This is a genomic window from Rhodospirillales bacterium, assembly GCA_028824295.1.
Taxonomy (GTDB): domain Bacteria; phylum Pseudomonadota; class Alphaproteobacteria; order TMED109; family TMED109; genus VXPW01.
Map to the genome: position 1 here is coordinate 120,614 of JAPPED010000007.1, position 18,734 is coordinate 139,347.

19 protein-coding genes are annotated in these 18,734 nt (G+C 64.3%); 12 read left to right on the forward strand and 7 right to left on the reverse strand.

Annotated features, from left to right (window positions below; genetic code table 11):
• Positions 1–4: 4 nt before the first annotated feature.
• From OXH60_04385 to OXH60_04395, 3 genes are all read right to left on the reverse strand, one after another.
• The gene (locus OXH60_04385; protein MDE0711356.1) at positions 5–2,377 is read right to left on the reverse strand and encodes a DUF1989 domain-containing protein; all 2,373 of its coding nucleotides are present in this window, start codon (positions 2,375–2,377) and stop codon (positions 5–7) included.
• Positions 2,378–2,539: 162 nt separating this feature from the next.
• Positions 2,540–3,274 (reverse strand): hypothetical protein, encoded by a 735-nt coding sequence (locus OXH60_04390; GenBank protein ID MDE0711357.1) that lies wholly within the window; start codon positions 3,272–3,274, stop codon positions 2,540–2,542.
• Positions 3,275–3,295: 21 nt separating this feature from the next.
• Entirely contained in the window at positions 3,296–4,639 is a 1,344-nt protein-coding gene (locus OXH60_04395; GenBank protein MDE0711358.1) for an NAD(P)/FAD-dependent oxidoreductase, read from the reverse strand.
• Between the two features lie 423 nt (positions 4,640–5,062).
• On the opposite strand from OXH60_04395, the gene OXH60_04400 reads away from it, so the two are divergent.
• The 6 genes from OXH60_04400 to OXH60_04425 all read left to right on the forward strand — a co-directional run bounded on the left by OXH60_04400 (position 5,063) and on the right by OXH60_04425 (position 10,821).
• A complete protein-coding gene (locus OXH60_04400; GenBank protein MDE0711359.1) occupies positions 5,063–6,373 on the forward strand; it encodes an ABC transporter substrate-binding protein in 1,311 nt (436 codons plus the stop codon).
• A gap of 107 nt (positions 6,374–6,480) precedes the next feature.
• The gene (locus OXH60_04405) at positions 6,481–7,344 is read left to right on the forward strand and encodes a branched-chain amino acid ABC transporter permease (GenBank protein ID MDE0711360.1); all 864 of its coding nucleotides are present in this window, start codon (positions 6,481–6,483) and stop codon (positions 7,342–7,344) included.
• On the forward strand, positions 7,337–8,383 hold the full coding sequence (locus OXH60_04410; protein ID MDE0711361.1) for a branched-chain amino acid ABC transporter permease: 1,047 nt from the start codon (positions 7,337–7,339) through the stop codon (positions 8,381–8,383). Before OXH60_04405 ends, OXH60_04410 begins: the two co-directional genes overlap by 8 nt.
• Complete coding sequence (locus OXH60_04415) at positions 8,380–9,177, forward strand: ABC transporter ATP-binding protein (protein MDE0711362.1); 798 nt, start codon at positions 8,380–8,382, stop codon at positions 9,175–9,177. The genes OXH60_04410 and OXH60_04415 overlap by 4 nt, the downstream gene beginning before the upstream one ends.
• Entirely contained in the window at positions 9,167–9,874 is a 708-nt protein-coding gene (locus tag OXH60_04420) for an ABC transporter ATP-binding protein (GenBank protein ID MDE0711363.1), read from the forward strand. The genes OXH60_04415 and OXH60_04420 overlap by 11 nt, the downstream gene beginning before the upstream one ends.
• 266 nt (positions 9,875–10,140) lie before the next feature.
• Positions 10,141–10,821 carry a GntR family transcriptional regulator gene (locus OXH60_04425; GenBank protein MDE0711364.1) on the forward strand — a complete coding sequence of 227 codons (681 nt, stop codon included), beginning with the start codon at positions 10,141–10,143 and terminating at the stop codon, positions 10,819–10,821.
• A gap of 84 nt (positions 10,822–10,905) precedes the next feature.
• On the opposite strand, the gene OXH60_04430 is transcribed toward OXH60_04425, so the two are convergent.
• On the reverse strand, positions 10,906–11,091 hold the full coding sequence (locus OXH60_04430) for a hypothetical protein (protein ID MDE0711365.1): 186 nt from the start codon (positions 11,089–11,091) through the stop codon (positions 10,906–10,908).
• A gap of 13 nt (positions 11,092–11,104) precedes the next feature.
• A complete protein-coding gene (locus OXH60_04435) occupies positions 11,105–11,488 on the reverse strand; it encodes a hypothetical protein (GenBank protein MDE0711366.1) in 384 nt (127 codons plus the stop codon).
• 82 nt (positions 11,489–11,570) lie between these two features.
• Between OXH60_04435 and OXH60_04440 the strand changes: the two genes are divergently transcribed.
• From OXH60_04440 to OXH60_04450, 3 genes are all read left to right on the forward strand, one after another.
• On the forward strand, positions 11,571–11,879 hold the full coding sequence (locus OXH60_04440) for a DUF6166 domain-containing protein (protein ID MDE0711367.1): 309 nt from the start codon (positions 11,571–11,573) through the stop codon (positions 11,877–11,879).
• 19 nt (positions 11,880–11,898) lie between these two features.
• Positions 11,899–12,699: a sterol desaturase family protein gene (locus OXH60_04445; protein MDE0711368.1), complete on the forward strand. Its 801-nt coding sequence runs from the start codon at positions 11,899–11,901 to the stop codon at positions 12,697–12,699.
• A 199-nt stretch (positions 12,700–12,898) separates the two neighbouring features.
• A complete protein-coding gene (locus OXH60_04450) occupies positions 12,899–13,021 on the forward strand; it encodes a hypothetical protein (protein ID MDE0711369.1) in 123 nt (40 codons plus the stop codon).
• 42 nt (positions 13,022–13,063) lie between these two features.
• Here OXH60_04450 and OXH60_04455 read toward each other — a convergent pair whose 3' ends face one another.
• Positions 13,064–13,732 (reverse strand): methyltransferase domain-containing protein, encoded by a 669-nt coding sequence (locus OXH60_04455; protein MDE0711370.1) that lies wholly within the window; start codon positions 13,730–13,732, stop codon positions 13,064–13,066.
• Positions 13,733–14,049: 317 nt separating this feature from the next.
• Between OXH60_04455 and OXH60_04460 the strand changes: the two genes are divergently transcribed.
• The gene (locus tag OXH60_04460; protein MDE0711371.1) at positions 14,050–15,681 is read left to right on the forward strand and encodes an NAD(P)/FAD-dependent oxidoreductase; all 1,632 of its coding nucleotides are present in this window, start codon (positions 14,050–14,052) and stop codon (positions 15,679–15,681) included.
• A 271-nt stretch (positions 15,682–15,952) separates the two neighbouring features.
• Positions 15,953–16,315, forward strand: a complete 363-nt coding sequence (locus OXH60_04465) for a tautomerase family protein (protein ID MDE0711372.1) — start codon at positions 15,953–15,955, stop codon at positions 16,313–16,315.
• Between the two features lie 130 nt (positions 16,316–16,445).
• On the opposite strand, the gene OXH60_04470 is transcribed toward OXH60_04465, so the two are convergent.
• Positions 16,446–16,913 carry an SRPBCC domain-containing protein gene (locus tag OXH60_04470; protein ID MDE0711373.1) on the reverse strand — a complete coding sequence of 156 codons (468 nt, stop codon included), beginning with the start codon at positions 16,911–16,913 and terminating at the stop codon, positions 16,446–16,448.
• A gap of 897 nt (positions 16,914–17,810) precedes the next feature.
• On the opposite strand from OXH60_04470, the gene OXH60_04475 reads away from it, so the two are divergent.
• Positions 17,811–18,734 (forward strand): MoxR family ATPase (locus OXH60_04475; GenBank protein MDE0711374.1); only part of this gene is annotated, 924 nt, incomplete at its 3' end.

Genomic DNA, 18,734 nt, shown 5'->3' on the forward strand with positions numbered 1-18,734 from the left:
CGGACTAGGCCCGTACCCGCGATTTCGTGGGATCGTAGAAGGGGAACGGCACCACCCGTGCCGGGATGCGCTTCTGGTGGCCGTCCAGCTTGCCGACTTCGACGGCGGTCCCGTCGTCCGAGGCGGTCACGTCTATGCGGCACAGGGCGATGTTCTTGCGCAGGACCGGTGAACGCATGGCGCTGGTGATGGTGCCGACCTGCGCCCGTCCGATGTGGACGCAGTCACCGTGGGCCGCCGGTTCCTGCCCATCCAGCTCCAAACCGACCAGCTTGCGCTGCGGGGATTGCTTGCGCCGGACCAGGGCTTCCCGGCCGACGAAATCGTCTTCCTTCGTCTTCAGCGGAACCGTGAAGCCGATCCCGGCCTCGAACGGGTCGGTCTGGTCGTCAAATTCGTGGTTGGCGAAGATCAGACCGGCCTCAATCCGCACCATGTCAAGCGCTTCCAGTCCGAAGGGCGAGAGCCCGTGCGGTTCGCCGGCGGCCCAGATGGCATCCCAGACGTCACCAGCGTCGCGCGGATGGCACCAGACCTCGAAACCCAATTCGCCGGTGTAGCCGGTGCGGGAAACGACGACCGGAATTCCGGCATGATCGCCTATCCGGCCGATCGTGAACCGGAACCAGCCCAGCTCTTCCACTGCCGGCTGAGCCGGTGGAGTCCACACCACTTCCCGGAGGATCTCCCGGCTCTTCGGGCCCTGGACGGCCACGTTGTGAATCTGATCGGTCGACGAGCGCACCCAGACGTTGAGGTCGAGTGCTGCCGCCTGTTCACGCATCCATTCGCCGCCGTAGTCGCATCCGCCGATCCACCGGAAATTGTCGTCGCCCAGCCGAAACGCCGTGCCGTCGTCGATCATGCCGCCGGTTTCGTAGCACATGGCCGAGTAGACCACCTGACCGGTGGCCAAGCGTCGCATGTTCCGGGTGAGCACCCACTGCATCAGGCGTTCGGCGTCCGGCCCCAGCACCTCGAACTTCCGGAGCGCGGACAGGTCCATGATCACCGCCCGCTCGCGGCAGGCCCAGTACTCGTCCAGCGCCCCCCGGTTGGTGAAACAGTTCGCTAGCCAATAACCGTTGTATTCGGTGAAGTTCCTCGTGTGCCTCGCAAACCGGCTGTGGAAACCGGTCTCCTTGGTCAGCTTCGGATCGGCGTCAGGGGTCATGCGATAGGCCATCGCTTTCGAGAAAACGTTCTCGCGCGGGTAGACCCGCACGTGAATGTCGGTCGGATTCCAGCCGTTGGCGGCATCGATATCGTCCGGACAGGCGGACGAGACGCAGACGAGGTCGGTCAACGCCTGCAGCAGCACGTAATCGCCCGGTCGCGACCAGGGATTGTCGTGGAACGCCTGGTTGGCATCGTCGAATCCGGTGTTGAAGAAGAAGTTCAGCGCCATCCAGCCGCGGCGCGGCGCGATTCCGAACGGCCCCAGCGCTGTGTTGAAGTTGGCGGTGCAGTTGACATGGCCGGGATAGCCCATGTCGTCGTAGTACTTCGCCGTGCAGGCATACAGGAAACTGTCATGCCGGCCACACGTGTCGCGAATCACCTCGACCATCGGCTGCAGGTTCTGGTCGAAACACTTCGACAGCAGGCCCGGCGCCGGATACGCGCGGCCCATCAGGGTCCGCGTCGCCGTTGCGTCCAGGCAAAGTTCCAGATCCTTTTCCAGGCCGGCCGCGGCGAACGCCTGAAAGTCGGAGCTCTGCCGCCCCTGCACGTCGATGATCTGGATGAATTCGCCGGCCCTGACCTCGTAGGCCTCGGCCGTGCGGGCGGCAACGCGCCGGTCGATACGCGGGTCAGTCAGGGGCTCCGGCACCGGATGCTCGGCGGGTGCAACCGGGTTTGCACGGGTAACGAAGATTTCGATCCTAGTCGGCGGATCCTGCCGATCGACCCGCATCGCAGCACCCGGCGCTGCCACAAAGCACACCAGCGGCCGTTCGGCGGTGAATGTGGCCTCGTCGCCGGGGCGCGAGTCACCGCCCAGGACTTCTGTCGACCGCGCCGAGGCGATATCGAGACCGCGCCGTTGCAAGCTGACCGCAAGCGACCTGGCCGGTTCGTCGCCTGCGCCCAGGATCGCCTTCAGGCCTGCCGCAGTTCCGGTCGCCGCAACACCCAGCCCCTCCGTGTCCGCCGAGCCGGTCGGCGCGAAGGCGGATATCTCCGCGGCCTGCCGGCCCTCCCGGTCACGAACCGTGACCCTGTCGCCCGGTTCCAGTGAAAAGACCGTCGCGCCGCCGCCCTCGGCAACGTAGCGCTCGACTCCGACGCCCAGCGTGGGCATGCCGGGCAGCAGGACGGCGCCAGCCGTGGAGGGCACCTGCGAAATCGGCGGTTGCAGCGTCTGGATGATCATTTCGAACCTGGCACCTTCTTTCGTCCGTCAGCCTAGGAACTGGGCCGCCGGTCGGCAATCAGATCTAGGAAGGCGGCGCTCCCCGGACGGGCGCGACCTGCACGGCGGCGGGCGTCCGTCGGCAGGTGGCGATGCGCGTGAAGTCGACGACATCGTCACGCGCTACATGAAATCGCGCTCATGCACGATCGCCGTGAGATAGCCGGCTGCCAGGAGTCGACGGGTATCAGTCATCTCCGGCGGCTGTTCCCGGTGCCACGTGTCGAGCACGTCGGACGCTTGGTTCTTGACAGCAGCCTCGATCTTGGCGTCGTACGCGGCCATCCGGTCATCGTCCTCGGCGGCGTCGGCGCGACCCGACAGCACGCGCGCAATCTCCACGACCTCGGCATTGTTGGGCCCAAACGCTTGCTCGCGTTCGGCCAGCGCGGCCGCGAGCAGGCGGTCGGCCGTTTCGTCTTCATTCTGGAACAGCCGGGCGATGGCGAGGTTGAATCGCGTGAGGGCCGCCGCGCCGGCCAGGAATTCCCGGTGCCGGGCCCGCCGGACATCACCGTAGGTCTGGACGTGGCGCTGTTCCATGCGCTGGTGATAGAGCGAACTGCGGGCCACGGCGGCAACCGCCATGCCGCGGGTCCACTCCAGCGCCGCATTCCACAAAGAAAGCGCTGACGACAGTGCCGGGACGGCGCAGCCATGATCCTGTTCGATCAGGAAGACAAGCGCGCTGTTGTTCTCGCTGGCGGCCCGGCGTGGATCGCCCGCCGGAAAATCCTGCGACAACTCGCCGGCCCGACGCCACAAGTGGACCGCTTCCTCCCGTCGCGCCGCCCGATAGGCGCCGAGTGCGGCGGCCGAGAGAGCGTCCCACTCCCATTCCATCGACACGTCGGCCATGGCCGGGATGCACCGGTCGCGTTATCCGCTCCGGAGATAGCTCTCCATCGAATCGTCCATGGCATCGACCCAGGGAGTGTGGTGGTTGGGGGCCATGGTGCCGGTCATCACCGACTTGTACCCGTTGTCCCGGAACGCCATGATGTTCTGCTTCTTGTGCTTCTTCCACTGGAAGAACGCCTCGTTGGCCCCATCCACGTCGAAGCTGGGATAGTCAGTCTCGGCAATCAGTTCCCGGACGTAGTCGCCCTGGTACCGGATCGCGCCGTAGTCGTCCTCGATCGCGTCCTCCCTGGCCTCGCGGTCGACAACGTCGGCCGCCCGGGCTTCGCGGTCAGGCAGCTGGACCCGGCCCATGACGATGTCCCGGACATACCAAGCCTGCGCGTCGAACATGTTGAAGGTGTACCACTGGTCCTGCATGCCCAGGTAGAAGAGCTTCGGATTGTTGACCCACACAACCCCCTTGTAGAGGTCCGCCGCCGCCAGCCGGTTGGCTGTCCGCAGGCGGAGTTCTGACGCCATGAAGGGGAAGTAATGCAGATAGCCGGTGCACAGGATGATCGCGTCGACGTCGGCCGTCGAGCCGTCCTTGAAGGTGCAGGTATTCCCCACGACCTTCTGCAGCAGCGGCACCTCTTTCCAGTTGTCCGGCCAGTCGTATCCCATGGCCGCGGTCCGGTGGCTCACGGTGACCGACTTGCAGCCGTACTTCCAGCATTGGGAGCCGATGTCCTCGGCCGAGTAACTGGTGCCGATGATCAGAATGTCCTTGTCCTTGAATTCCACGGCGTCACGGAAATCGTGGGCATGCATGACGCGGCCGTTGAACCGGTCCAAGCCGTCGAAATGCGGCACGTTCGGGGTCGAGAAGTGGCCGGTCGCCACAACGACATGGTCGAATTTCTCGGTGGTCTCGACGTCGTTCACCAAATCGTGTGCTGCGACGCTGAACAGGCCCGTCGTGTCGTCGTAGTCGACCCATCGCACCGTCGTCCGGAAGCGGATCGCATCGCGCACCCCCGCCTTCTTCACCCGGCCTTCGATGTAATCGAACAGGACTTCACGCGGCGGGTAGGAGGCGATCTGCTTGCCGAAATGCTCTTCGAACGAGTAGTCCGCGAACTCCAGCCCTTCCTTGGGGCCATTCGACCACAGATATCGGTACATGGAGCAATGGACCGGCTCACCGTATTCGTCCAGCCCGGTGCGCCACGTGTAGTTCCACAAGCCGCCCCAGTCCGCCTGCTTCTCGTAGCAGACGACCTCCGGGACCCCCGCCCCGCCGGTCTTTGCCGCCTGGAACGCCCTTAGCTGGGCGAGGCCGGACGGCCCCGCGCCGATCACCGCAACTCGTTTGCCCATCGTCTTACTCACTGTACTGGCGGGCAATCCGGTCTGACCCCGGTCACCCGCGCGGGTTCAAGTTTCGCCCGGAGGGCCGAAACCAATCTATACCAATCTACACCACTATGTGCCGAAATACGCTCATGTGGTTTCGATTAGTAATGGTCATTCAGTTCGGCAGAGCCGAGCGCAGTCGAGTGGAATGGCGACAATAATGCATATTTCGCTTGCATCCAGCCCCTAATTTGTCATGCTGTACGGGATTGACCGCAAACGTGCAAAGTCGGCCGCCCGCCGAGCGAATTGGTCAGAATTGGTCATGGCGCTGACGGACCGGCCTCCGGTTGCGGTCGCGCAGACTCTGCGGTGTGTCGCCGGACCCTTCGGAAGCACCGCTGGGCAATGGACGCCCGCGCAGGCGTATCAAACTAGGAGGCACGTATGTCGCGCAAGTCACTTGACCGCAAAATCAGTAGGCGGAAATTTCTCGGCACTTCAGCGGCCTCGGGGGCAGCGCTGGCAGCGATGAGCACAGGCCTGTCGCGCGTCTCCTTCGCTGACAGCCATACCATCAAGATCGGCTTTCTGGCGCCGCTTACCGGTCCCGTCGCGGCCTGGGGCAAACCCGGCCTGGACGGCTGCCTGATCTGGGCGGACTGGGTCAATTCCAGGGGCGGGGTCAACATTGGCGGCCAGTCGTACAACATCGAGTTCATCGGCTACGACAACGAGTACGATGCCGCCAAGGCACGCACCGGCGCCACCAAGCTGATCAAGGAAGACGGCGTCAAGTTCGTCATGATGCTGGGTGGCGACACGTGGCCTGGCGTACAGGAGATCGCCGCGCGCGAAGGCATGCTGTTCTCGACGCTGCTTCCCAGCGACCTGTCGCCGGACAGCACCACCCTGCTGGCGCCCTGCGAGGTGCACCCGATCTACAACGTGACCGGCGTCGAGTGGCTGGCGGAAAACAAGCCGGATCTCAAGACTGCCGCGATGTGCGCGCAGGACGACTCCCTTGGCAAGCCGTCGGTGGCGACCTATCTGGCGGCCTTCGAAGCAGCCGGGATCGAGATGGTCGACGAGCCCCTGTTCTTCGACCCCGCGACGACGGATTTCGCACCGGTCATGACCAGGCTTCTTTCCGCGAACCCGGACATCCTCTGCCTGGATACCTGTTACGCCGATTACGTCCACCCATTGTGTGAACAGGCGTTCCAGCAGGGCTATCAGGGTCAGATCATTTCCTGCACCGCCGACTTCTATCAGAAGATCATCGAAAAGACGTCGGAAGAGTTCATGGAAGGCTTCATCTTCCAGTTCCCGGACTTCGACGACCCGGCGCTCAACAGCGAAGGGGTGAACTTCGTCAACCCGAACGAGTTCTACGCGGAGTACGCCAAGCGCTACGGTGCCTCGGAATGGAGCGCCGTCTCCTGGGAATACGCCTCGATCATGGACCTCTGGGCCGACGCCGCTAGCAGCGCGGGCAGCGCCGAGCCGGCCGCCGTCCTGGAGGCGATGAAGGCCGACGGCACCGGCAAGCACGCGTTCGGCACGGCCGACTGGTGGGGCACGGAGCTGTTCGGCATCGACAACGCCCTTGTCGGCAACTGGCCGGTCGTCGTGATCGAAGGCGGCAAGGCCACGATCAAGGACTTCCGGTCCATCCCCGCTTGGTGGGACCAGCATAAGGACCTGATGATCAAGCACATGACGGACCTGGGCCAGATGTGGAACCAGCGCGGGTAGCACGCCGCGTTCCGCATGGCACCGCTGCCGTGCTAGTACAGGCTGCCGGGGCCGGGTGTTGCCCAGTCCCGGCAGCGTTTTTTCGCCCGAGGCGGTGAGGCCCGCTGATGGACCTGCTGTGGCAGACCGCCGTCAACGCGACGTATGCGGCCAGTTACATGGCGCTGATCGCTGTCGGGCTGGTCATGATCTTCGGCGTCATGGGCGTCATCAACTTCGCGCACGGCGAGCTGTACATGGTGGGCGCCTACTGCGTCGTGTTCCTGTACGCCCAGGAAAACTTCCCATTCCTGCTGGCGGTGGCTGCTGGGTTGATGTTTGTCGGCCTCGTGGGCCTCGTCATGGAGCGGACGTTGTTCCGGCCGTTACGCGACAATCCACTGGGCGGCCTGATTGCCTCGATCGGCTTCCTGCTCATCCTGCAAACCTTGGCCGTGTTCGGCTTCGGCCGACGCATGGGCCATGTCCCGCCCTGGACCCAAGGCAAGTTTGAGGTCTTCGGGGCCATCCTGACCTATCAGCGGCTGTTCGTCATTGCGGCCGCGATCGTGCTCCTGGGAGCTCTGTGGGCCTTCCTCAAACGCTCGAAATTCGGTCGGGCGCTGCGCGCCTGCGCCCAAGATGCCGAGGCCGCTTCCCTCCAGGGCATCTCGATGAACCAGACCGCCCGCATCGCCATGTTCATTGGTGCTGCCCTGGCAGGCGTCGCCGGCGCGCTGACCGCGCCCCTGGTCAGCCCGACGCCCTACATCGGCCACTCGATCATCGTCACGGCCTTCATCATCATCATCGTGGGCGGCGTTGGCAGCCTCGAAGGCGCCGTGATCGCAGCAGTGCTGTACGCATTCGTCCACACATTTGTCACGACGTTCTTCGACGGGGTCGTCGCCAACATCGTCGGACTGGCCCTGATGCTCGCTGTGCTGGTGGTGCGGCCGACTGGCCTGTTCGGGGCAAAGGAACGTGCCTGAAGCCACCGGCACCATGCCAGGAACGGGGACCGGAAGACTGGTCCGGCGGATCGCCTGGCAGCTGCGACTGGTCTTCCTGTTCGCCGCGCTGGCCGTCCTTCCCTACCTGCTGAGCTATTCCCAGCAGGAAATCGCGGTGCTTCTGGTCATCAACGTCCTGCTGGTGTCCAGCTACCGGCTCTTGACCTTGACCGGTGAGTGGTCACTCGGCCACGTTGTCATCATGGGGGTCGGAGCCTATGCCAGCGCGCTGCTGGCAAAGCGGCTCGGCGTTCCGGTGCCGATCTCCCTGCTGCTCGGCGGCGGCATTGCGGCAGCCACCGCGGCGGTCCTGAGCTTTCCGCTGTTCCGGATGAAGGGCTTCTACTTCCTGATCGGCTCGTTCGCGGCCGGCGAGATCATCCGCCTGATCTGGAAGCGCTTCACCGAACCCTTCGGCGGTCCCAAGGGGCTGAAGCGCATCGATGCCTTTCCTGACATCGACATCGGCTTCCTGTCGATCGATTTCTACGAACCGGTGAACTACTACTTTCTGGCGCTGATCGTCGTATCGGCTTCGCTGTTCGTCCTCTACCGCATCGAACGATCGCGCATCGGGTTGACCTTCCACGCCATCCACTGGCAGGACCGGCTCGCCGAATCGGTCGGGATCGACACGTTCCGCTACCGGACGCTCGCGTTTGTCATCGCCTCCTTCTTCGCCGGAATCGCGGGCGGTCTCTACGCCCACTATGTCGGCGCAGTGAACCCGACACGCTTCGGTGTCGACCAGATGGTCTATGTCCTGGTCTGGGCAATCGTCGGCGGAACCGCCACCTTCCACGGCCCGATTCTCGGCGTGGTCGTGCTCACCGTCATCAATGAGATCGTCTTGCGTGCCCTGGGGCTCGATACTGCAAGGCCGTTGATCTACGGGGCCATCCTGATCCTCTCGGTACTCTACCTGCCGAACGGCCTCGAAAGCCTCGTACCTCGGGTGCGGGAACGGGTGCGGCGCTGGCGCGGCCGGCCCATCGCGACCGGAGAGGGGGCGGGGTGAACGCGCCGGACGAACGAACGATCCTGGAAGCGCGCGGGCTGACCAGGCGGTTCGGTGGCCTGGTGGCGGTCGACAATTTCAGTTTCTCCGTACGTGAGGGCGCCATTCATGGCCTGATCGGGCCGAACGGTGCGGGCAAGACCACGACCTTCAACGTCATCAGCGGCTTCTACGCGCCAACCGCGGGGCAGGTGTTCTTTCGCGGCCTCGACATCTCCGGCCGCAAGACCAGCACGCTCGCGGCGATGGGCCTAGTGCGGACGTTCCAGGGCTCGACCTTGTTCCAGGAATTCTCCGTCCTGGACAACGTCCGTGTGGGCCGCCATCTCGGTGCCCGAGCCCGTTTTCTTAGCCGCCTGCTGGGTACGGATCGGTCATCCGAGCGCGAAGCTGACGCGAAGGCGTTGGCCACACTGGCGTTTTTCGGCCTGGAGGAGCTGGCGGACGAACCCGTGTCGAATCTGCCGCATGGGCATCAACGCATGCTGGGCATGGCGGTCGCATTGGCGGCGGAACCAAAGGTCATGCTGCTCGACGAACCCTTCACGGGCATGAACCCGGAGGAGACCCGGCGCATGATGGCCCTAGTCCGGCGCATCCGGGACCGCGGCGTAACCGTCATGCTGGTCGAGCACGACATGCAGGCGGTGATGAACCTCTGCGACATCATCACGGTGATGAATTTCGGCGCCTTGCTGGTGGAGGGCATACCGGAGGCGGTGCGCAATGATCCGGCGGTCATCGAGGCCTATCTCGGCTCGGCCACGGCCAACGGGGCCAGCGATGCTGCTTGAGATCCGGGACATCGAGGTGCGTTACCAGAAAACCGCGGCGCTGAAGGGCGTCTCGATGGCGGTTCCGCCCGGCGGCATCGTGACCATCATCGGCGCAAACGGTGCCGGCAAGACGACGACCCTGCGCGCCATCTCCGGACTGGAGCCGCTGACCAGAGGGGAAATCCGGTTCGACGATGCAAGAATTGACGGCCTGCCGCCGGAAGAGATCGTTCGCCGAGGCATCGCCCAGGTGCCAGAGGGGCGGCGAGTGTTTCCGGACCTGACGGTCGAGGAAAACCTTCACACCGGTGCGTTCCTGCGGACGGACAAGGCTGCCGTGCAGGGCTCCCTGATGGAGGTCTTCGACCACTTTCCACGCCTCGCGGAGCGGCGCCGACAATGGGCCCGATCGATGTCCGGCGGGGAGCAGCAGATGCTGGCGATTGGTCGGGCGCTCATGAGTTCTCCCCGGATGCTGCTGCTGGACGAGCCCTCGATGGGCCTGTCGCCGGTGATGGTCCAGGAGATCGCGAAGATCGTTACCGATATCTCCGGGCGGGGCATCCCGGTCGTGCTGGTCGAGCAGAATGCGGAAATGGCCCTGCGGTTGGCGCAATACGCCTACGTGCTCGAAACCGGCGCGGTGGCGCTGGAAGGCCCGGCGGCCGACCTGCACGAGAACGCCCACGTGCGCCGGGCTTACCTCGGCGGCTAGGGTCAGGAGACGGCGCCAACCAAATTGGAAACGGCGCGTTCGGGGCTCCCTTCCCTGCCCTATGGCCGGAAGGCGCCAGCGCTCAGGCGTCCGCCTGCAATCGATTGCCGGGGGAAGCGAGGGAGATCGGCATTTGGCGGTGCCGGAACACGCGTCGCCCGACATCGACGGACCCACCTACGCTGTCGATGGGCTACGGTCGGGCCAGGAACGCAACCCGCAACCGTTCTCTCGCGGAAACCTCATCAATCAACGGGGACTGGCCGATGGATCGGCGGCAGAAGCTGGGCGCCTACAAGGGACTTCGGGGAGAAAACAAGTCCTCGCTTGCCGACAAGGCCTATCTGCAGATCGAAGAGATGATCGTCACACTCCGGCTCGAGCCGGGCCAGCTGCTGACGGAAGCGGCGCTGATGGACGAACTGGATATGGGCCGCACCCCCGTGCGTGAAGCGCTACAGCGTCTCGCATTCGAAGGGCTGGTCACGATTCTGCCGCGTCGCGGTGTGATGGTGACGGAAATCAATCATGCGCGCCAACTACAGCTGCTCGAGCTGCGCCGCGAAGTCGAGCGAATGATCATGCGCGATGCCGCCCGGAGGGCCACGCATGAAGAGCGTCAGTCATTTGGCCAGCTCGCCAGCGACCTCGATGCTGCAGCCCAGGCTGGCGACGACGTCACGTTCATGCGGTTGGATCTTCAGTTCAACGGGCTGACCGTGACCGCCTGCCGGAACGAATATGCCGCAAGAACCATGCAGCTGATGCAGGGCCTCGCCCGACGGTTCTGGTATCAGCACTACCGGGAGGCGCTCGACTTGAAGCGCTGCGCGACTCTTCACGCCGCGGTCGCGAGGGCGATAGCCGAGGGCCGAGCCAACGATGCCGCCGACGCGTCGGATGAGCTGATCGACTACATGTCCGAGTTCACCCGGGCCAGTCTGTGAGTGGCCGGCCGTTTGTGTGGAAAACGAGCGGCCCTTGGATCGCGCGCAGGACGAAACCTGTCCCGGATGCCGCGTGGACGGCCGCTACCGTTTGCCGCTGCTGTCTTTCTTGACCTCCGGAAACAGCCAGACCGCCACACACATGAATGCGGTCAACCCGAAATGCAGCTCAACGGATACATCCAGCCCAATTCGCTGGCGGATGAGCCAAAGCGCGGCGCTGGCAACGATGACGGTGAGGGTGAGGATCGCACGGATCATCGGCGGCATCTGTTCTCTCCGTTCAGACTCGTGTGAAACTGGCCAGCGTGTACGAAGCCACAGCACATAGTGCCAGCACGGCGAGCAGTCCGGTTCGCGAACTTCGGAACCACTTTGGCAGGAGCTGGACCAGAAACGGAGCGCCGAGAACGGCGACACCCGCAGCAATCACGCCGACCGTCCACGGCAGCAACGGCGCGGCAAGAATCAGGGCCGCCAGCAACACGCAGATGGCTGCGGCGGACGCATAGACGAGAATCCCACCGATCAGGCCGCGCGCCACAGCCGGACCGGCCGCTCGCGGGAGAAAACCGCTGACCATGACGGTCGACCACACGGCGACCAGGGCACCCGCCAGAAAGCCAGCCAGCACGTGATAATCTAGGTCTGCCAAGGGTCCGGGCATCACGACTTCAAGCCCGTTGGACGGTGATACATGGCTGATATATTATCAGACGATCATCATTCGCGAGTGCTCGGCGGGGCCAGTGAGTAATCGCACCTACACGGGGAAGCGGGACATTGACGGCGCCGAGGTCACCGTCGACGGCAAGCCCTTGGACCCTCGTCTGGACATCCACACGTTCACGAGCCGCGGATTCGAGTGGGGCTACGAGGGCGATGGACCATCTCAGCTGGCGCTGGCGATCCTGGCAGAGCATTTCGCCGATGACGAGCAAGCCAAGGTCGAATGTGCGGCCTTCATGTCCAGGGTCGTCGCCTACTTCAGCAACGAGTGGGAAATGACATCGGCGGACATTGAAGTCGCTCTCACGAACGTCCGGGCCACCAGTTGATCGGCCGAGAGGAGGACCAATGCAGCGGGAACTCGATCAGTCGCACATGTCGGACCGGCAGCGCCGGTACCGCGATACATACCGCCAGCGCATCGTCGGCTGGTACAACGGGTGGCTCCACGTGAGCGTGATCTATGCGATCGGGTTCGCCGCCATGACGATTTACTTCCAGAGCATGACGGATGTGCGCTGGTATGAGCTGCTAATCGTGCCGGTGGCGTTCCTGGGCGCCAATTTCTTCGAGTGGTTCTTGCACACTCATATCATGCACAGACCGCAGAAGAACAGGGCGTTGCGGGCCATTTACATGCGCCACACGATGATGCACCACCAGTTCTTTACCGACGACGAGATGCGTTTCGCCGGTCAGCACGACTGGCGAGTCACGTTCTTCCCGCCATTCGCCTTGGTGACGTTCATCTGCATGTCGATACCAATCGCGCTCGTCGCCGGCTGGCTGTTCACGCCCAATGTCGGCTGGCTCGTCATTACGACCACCACGTCCATGTATCTCATCTACGAATTCATGCATTTCTGCTGTCACGTGGACGAGAGTTGGTTCGTCCGCAACGTGCCGTTCGTGAACACCATCCGGCGCCACCACACGGCCCATCACAACCAGTCCCTCATGATGGAACGCAACATGAACCTGACGTTCCCGATCATGGACTGGTTGTTCGGGACCTCTGACCTCGAGCGCGGTCTGTTCGGCCACCTGTTCAACGGCTACGACACCCGACACGTTAAGAAGGACATGCGCCAGACGGCCCGGACGCCCGACGGCCGCCTGCCGGACCTAGTGCCGGTCGCCGCGAAATAGTCTCGCGCGCGCGCACGGTTTCTCAGGCAATTGCCGGCGGGGATTTCCCGTTTGCCGGCACGACAGTCGCGAATTGGTGCGCTGCACCGACGCTGACGCGGTTCGCATCTTCTCGGAGAGTCACGCCGAGGTGCTCACGTAGGCAGCCGCACGACTCCTCCCGCGCCGGATGCCGGCGCCGTGAGTGGGGACTGCCAGCATGGATCCAGTGACGCGCGGCACTCTCCGTTGCCGGGGACGCGACGCACGCCGGGACGCAGGCGGCCGGGCCGGCTGGGACATGAAAGCGCTCGGCCTCGATGAGGCGAACCTGTTCCCGTGATTGCCGAGGGCGACCGCGGGCCCCGGAACCGGCGGGCGAGCGTCACCGCGGCGCGGTCGCCGCGTCGACATCGTCGCTCTTGCGCCAGACCGTGGCAAGCCACGGCTGTTCGGCCCGACGGCGGCCAGGCGGTCGATAGTAGTGGTGCACTTCGGTGAAACCGGCCCCGGTGGTCAGGGCGCGCCACGTCGTAAGATCGTAGAAGCAGCCGTAGCGGCCACCGACCCACCCTTCCTCGTTCTCGCCGCGCGGATTCGAACAGAACAGCACGCCGCGGGGCTTGAGCGCGGCCGCCAGTTCAGCGAGAACGCGTTTGATCTGGCTGCTCGGTACATGGAACAGCGAGGCGTTGGCGAAGATGCCGTCGAAATGCGCGGACGGCAGGCGGAGGTCGAGGAAGTCCTGGTGCAGTACCGGGCAGTTGATCCTCGCCCGGGCCAGCGCGACCAGCTCGGCCGATCCGTCGAGGCCCGTGACCTCGTGCCCGAGCTCGGCAAAGGCGCGGAGGTCGCGGCCCGGACCGCAGCCGAAATCGAGAATCGTGTGCGGCGGCGCGCCGTCGATCGCGTCCAGCAGGGCCTTGATGTTCTGGCTCACATCGTGGTCGGAGGTGCGATGGCGAAACGCCTCCGCCATGCGGTCGTACTCGGCAAGGGTGGCAGCGGCGGCCTCCCGAGCGGCCGTGTCCTCGCTCCGCGAGCGGCTGTTCACGGGATCGCCCGGCGGCTTCTCGTGGGGCCGGGATAGCTGCAGCAACCCGGCCGCGAACGACCTGAGCCCCTCCCCACCGGAGCAGGGGCGGGCGCGAGACCGCCATCGACCCCCCGGGCGCCGACCCGTCGCAACACCGTCGTGCGCAAGGTCCGCGGCTGTCCCTGTGAATGTCGCACGGCCCCAACCATCTACGCCAAACCCGCGGAGGCCTCAAGGGCCGACCTCTCCACTCGTTGCACTTCGCGGTATGCTTGCAAATCGAGGCCACGCTGCATTGAGGAAATGAAGCCCTTGAAACACATCGGTATTCGGACATGCAGGTCATCGTACAGCGTTGGCTGGAGACTGGCACGTCGGAGCGTAAGCCGGCGTTTCCCGTCTGGACTCATTGGTTCGGGTTATCCGAGCTGCGAGTGATACGGGGCCAAGCGGTGGAGCGGTTCGATGTCGTCATAGTCGGAGCGGGTCTCTCGGGCATCGGCACCGCCTGCCACCTCATGCGGAATTGCCCCACCAAGAGCTTCGTCATCCTGGAGGGTCGCCAAGCTGTCGGCGGCACCTGGGATCTGTTCCGTTACCCCGGAGTCCGTTCCGACAGCGACATGCATACGCTGGGGTACGCCTTCAAACCCTGGAATGAGGCCAAGGCCATCGCGGATGGTTCGACAATTCTCAAGTACGTCAACGAGACGGCCGATGAGCACGGGATCCGCGACCACGTGCGCTTCGGACACCGGGTCACGAACGCGGCCTGGTCAAGCGAGGACGCCACCTGGACCGTAGAGGCTGAAACCGACGGCCGTGCAGTGCAGATCGCGTGCAGCATGCTCTTGCTGTGCGGCGGCTACTACAACTACGAACACCCGCACCGGCCGGTCTGGGACGGTGAGGAGGACTTCAGGGGCACCGTGGTGCACCCGCAGTTCTGGCCGGAGGACCTGGACCACCGGGACAAGGAAGTCGCGGTGATCGGGTCGGGGGCGACGGCCATGACGCTGGTGCCGGCAATGGCGATGAGCGGCGCGCGTCACGTCGTCATGGTGCAGCGCTCACCCACGTACGTTCTGTCCTGGCCCAGCCAGGACAGGATCGCCAATTTCCTACGCCGTTTCCTGCCCAACCGATGGGCGTATGCCATTATTCGCTGGAAGAACGTGAAGCGTGTCCACGCTTTCTACCGCCTTACGCGCACGCAACCGAGGCGGGTAAAAGCCAAGCTGCTCGAGATGGTGCGCGGAGCTCTCGGACCGGACTACGACATCGACAAGCACTTCACGCCGCGCTACGACCCGTGGGACCAGCGGCTGTGCCTCATCCCGGACGCCGATCTGTTCAAGGTCCTCCGACGCGGCACGGCCAGCATCAGGACGGAAATGATCGACCGGTTCACGAGAGACGGTCTGCAGCTTGCAGGCGGCGACGTGGTTCGAGCCGACATCATCGTGATTGCCACTGGCCTCCGTCTGCAGGTGCTGAACGGCGTGTCCCTGAGCGTCGACGGAAGAACGGTCAACCCGCCTGATCACTGGTACTACAAGGGCATGATGTTCTCTGACGTGCCAAACCTGATCCTCACCTTTGGCTACATCAATGCGAGCTGGACGTTGCGCGCCGACTTGACCGCGGAATACGCGTGCCGGTTGATCAACGAGCTCGAAAGGACTGGCAACCATCAGGCGACGCCGCGCCTCTCGGAACATGCACGGCAGACGATGCCCGCAAGACCGTGGATCGATGGTTTTTCGTCAGGGTACTTCCAGCGGGACATGCACCGGTTTCCCAAGCAGGGAGATCAGGACCCGTGGCGCAATACGCAGGACTACCTCGAAGACCGGCGCGTCGTGAAACGGGCGGCCATTGCGGACGGCGTGCTGGAACTCTCCAGCCCTGAAGGCATGTCGGACGCACCTGCCGGCACACGCGCCCGTGTTGCCCGCGCCGCCTGATGGCGCGTTGCGCGGCAATCCCGGCGCCATCGTGATTGGCTACGGTCTGCTGCAGCCCGGGAGGGATTTCCGTCGCGTTGCCAAGCCGCTGGCCGGGGTGCTGGCCGCGGGTCCAGAACGTCCGCGCCGGTTCGACCCGGCGGACATGTGTCGCTGGTGAGGTTCCCCGGATAGCTCCCGGCGGTCGAACGCCGGTTCGGGACAGGGTCACACGGCGTGCCGGAAGGGGTCGCAGCCGCCTCTCGATTGATGACAGCAGGAGAACACGCCGATGCCGGTCATTCGCGTCGAAGTTCCGGCCGGCACGCCTGCCGGCACGCAGCAGGCCATCCGGGTCGCGGTCAAGGCCGCGGTGCTCAAGACCCTGGCGCCCAAGGAGACCAAGTACGACTATGTCGCGGTTCGCGAGGTGGTCGGCGAGATCGGCGACGGCGTTCCGCTGGTGGAGATCGACCTGCGACCGGGCCGCGAACCGGAGCGCAAGAAGGCGCTGGTCGATGCCATCGCCGACATCCTGCACGACACGATGGGCGTCGCAGCTGCCGACATCTACGTCCTGTTTCGCGAGAACCCGGCGGAGAACCACTATTGTGGCGGCGAACCGCTCGCCGCCTGGGTGCCGGCGGACACGTAGCTTGAAGCGACGTTGCCGGACGGCACCTCTCCCGTCTCACGGGCACTGACCGGATCTTGCTGCCCGGACCCGCGGCGTCCCCGGTGATCGCGCGATCCGCTAGACCGTCACCAGGCGTCCGGCACGCGTTCTACGCTTCACCCGTTCCGGTCCCAGCGTGGATCGCTTCCGCATGTGCCTTCAGGCCCATGGCCACATCCATGAAGCCGCGACGCATGTAGCCGCCCCAACACACTGACACCATCGGCGCCATCACACCGGTCAGTGTGTCGGAATTGTAATAGCTGCAGCTGGTCTCATCGACAGGGTTGAGATGTTGCTCCCGCACTGCGCGCAGGAGCCAACGGGCTCCGAATTCCGTTTGCCAGGCGATCAGCCGCGGCCGTTCGAACGCGCACACGTATTCAGTCATGCGAAACCGTGTCGGCCCCATCCTCACCGTCAGGTGTGCCGGGGATCCGATCGAGAAATCCGTTTGCACCTGGGGTGTGAAGCGGTTCCACTCTCCATACCTGTCGACCTCGGTCAGAACCGTCCAGACGACATCGATCGGGGCGTTGATCTGAATCGGTTCGGTTCGAATTTCGAATTCACGCATGGTCAATCATCCCGAGGTTTCGCAAGAAGATGCCCCAGTTTTCCAACCGGCGGTGCAGCGCTCCCAAGACCGTCTCCCGCGTAGCCTGTCACTCGGCCCGGCAGTCCGGCAGCCTTCGAAGCGAATACGGCCGCGCAGTGCCAACGTGCAGGTACACCGCACCGCGGCCGGGACGGCAAACTTCCCAAGCAACAGTAGCAGGGCTCCGGCACCGCGCTTCCGCAATACCCGACCATTCGGACCATCCATTGCGGCACGCCTGCCGGAGCCAACTCACGTGTACGGGCGGAAGAACGGCATCGCGGAGGCTGCGCGAAGTCCGACTGCAGGTGTTCCAACGACGACCGGCATTCGAAGCGGCTCGGACCGGAGTGGATGGCGCCCGTTCCGGTGCTGCACTTGTGGCGCGAGGCCTGCCCATCAACCGATTGATGCGCCGGCGACGGCGGCGACTGCTTGTCCGTCGGATGTGCAGCGTGCCGCGTTTGCCGTCGGGGAATGCGTTTCCGCCACCGGGAAGAAGGAGACATGGTGCCGCCATGACTGCTCGGCCTGGCCCCAGGGTGACTCGGGCGACCGCGCCCTCGTTCCGGCAACGTTCCTTCGGTCAGGCCGGATCACCTGGTCGGCCGAAATCCGCTATGACCTGACCCGTTCAGGGCGTTCGGCCCGTACCAACATTACGGGTGGACCAATCGCTCGCGACCGGTCATGCTCACACCTGCAAGTCCGGTCATGACGGATCTGCTTCCAGCCCGAGCCTCGCTCGCCACGACGTTCCTAACGCGCCCTCGATAATCAGTTTCATTCGTGGTTGCGTGCGCTTGGCAACGTGCCTCAAGTATCGCGTATCGCGGGTGGGGGCCCGGCTGGCCTCGGGAAAAGGAGTATCGGTTAGTGTCTGTTCGTCCGTCGTTTGTTGAGCTGAGACGCCGCCTCGAATCCGGCATGGTTGGTCAGAGCCAAACAGTGCTCAATTTGTTGATCGGGATACTGGCCGACGGCCATGTCCTGCTGGAGGGAGCGCCGGGATTGGCCAAGACGCGTATCGCACGCCTGCTTGCGCTGGGAATGGAAGGTGTCTTTAACCGGATCCAGTTTACCCCTGACTTGCTGCCTTCCGACTTGACCGGATCTTCGATTTACGATGCCCGTGAGCAGAGATTCGATTTTCAGATGGGGCCGATCTTCGGAAACTTCATTCTTGCCGACGAAATCAACCGTGCGCCGGCAAAGGTTCAGTCGGCCCTGCTCGAGGCGATGGAGGAACGGCAGGTCACGAGCGGCACGAAGAGCTTCAAGCTCGAATCGCCGTTCTTTGTCATCGCGACGCAGAACCCGATCGAGCATGAGGGAACGTGGGAACTTCCGCAGGCGCAGCTCGATCGATTCCTGCTGCATGTCACGGTCGACTATCCGGACCTCGCCACTGAGAGAGAGATTCTCGATCTGGTCCTGCAGGAGGCGGTTGACGCCCTGACCCCGGCCGAGCCGCCTGCCCCCATCTCGAAGGCTGACCTCGCGGAGGCACGGCGCCTGGTGCTCGACGTGCACCTGTCCGATCCCATTCGGGATTACATCGTGCGCCTGATGTCGGGCACGCGCGGCGATCCGAAGAGTCTCGATGGGGTAGACGAGCACCTGTCCCACCCCGTGAGTCCACGTGGGTCGGTGTCGCTGGCGCGGACCGCCCAGGCGCGCGCCTGGCTGATGGAACGTGATCACGTGCTGCCGGAGGATGTCTACGCGCTGGTACCGGATGTCCTGCGGCATCGCATGGGCTTGACCTATCGCGCGGAGGCGGACGGCGTCACGCCGGAC

Excerpts from the sequence above, each read along its gene's own strand:
- OXH60_04385 (MDE0711356.1), bottom strand. The coding sequence starts at position 2,377 with ATGATCATCCAGACGCTGCAACCGCCGATTTCGCAGGTGCCCTCCACG.
- OXH60_04390 (MDE0711357.1), bottom strand. The coding sequence starts at position 3,274 with ATGGCCGACGTGTCGATGGAATGGGAGTGGGACGCTCTCTCGGCCGCC.
- OXH60_04395 (MDE0711358.1), bottom strand. The coding sequence starts at position 4,639 with ATGGGCAAACGAGTTGCGGTGATCGGCGCGGGGCCGTCCGGCCTCGCC.
- OXH60_04400 (MDE0711359.1), top strand. The coding sequence starts at position 5,063 with ATGTCGCGCAAGTCACTTGACCGCAAAATCAGTAGGCGGAAATTTCTC.
- OXH60_04405 (MDE0711360.1), top strand. The coding sequence starts at position 6,481 with ATGGACCTGCTGTGGCAGACCGCCGTCAACGCGACGTATGCGGCCAGT.
- OXH60_04420 (MDE0711363.1), top strand. The coding sequence starts at position 9,167 with ATGCTGCTTGAGATCCGGGACATCGAGGTGCGTTACCAGAAAACCGCG.
- OXH60_04425 (MDE0711364.1), top strand. The coding sequence starts at position 10,141 with ATGGATCGGCGGCAGAAGCTGGGCGCCTACAAGGGACTTCGGGGAGAA.
- OXH60_04430 (MDE0711365.1), bottom strand. The coding sequence starts at position 11,091 with ATGCCGCCGATGATCCGTGCGATCCTCACCCTCACCGTCATCGTTGCC.
- OXH60_04435 (MDE0711366.1), bottom strand. The coding sequence starts at position 11,488 with ATGCCCGGACCCTTGGCAGACCTAGATTATCACGTGCTGGCTGGCTTT.
- OXH60_04445 (MDE0711368.1), top strand. The coding sequence starts at position 11,899 with ATGCAGCGGGAACTCGATCAGTCGCACATGTCGGACCGGCAGCGCCGG.
- OXH60_04450 (MDE0711369.1), top strand. The coding sequence starts at position 12,899 with ATGGATCCAGTGACGCGCGGCACTCTCCGTTGCCGGGGACGCGACGCA.
- OXH60_04460 (MDE0711371.1), top strand. The coding sequence starts at position 14,050 with ATGCAGGTCATCGTACAGCGTTGGCTGGAGACTGGCACGTCGGAGCGT.
- OXH60_04465 (MDE0711372.1), top strand. The coding sequence starts at position 15,953 with ATGCCGGTCATTCGCGTCGAAGTTCCGGCCGGCACGCCTGCCGGCACG.
- OXH60_04470 (MDE0711373.1), bottom strand. The coding sequence starts at position 16,913 with ATGCGTGAATTCGAAATTCGAACCGAACCGATTCAGATCAACGCCCCG.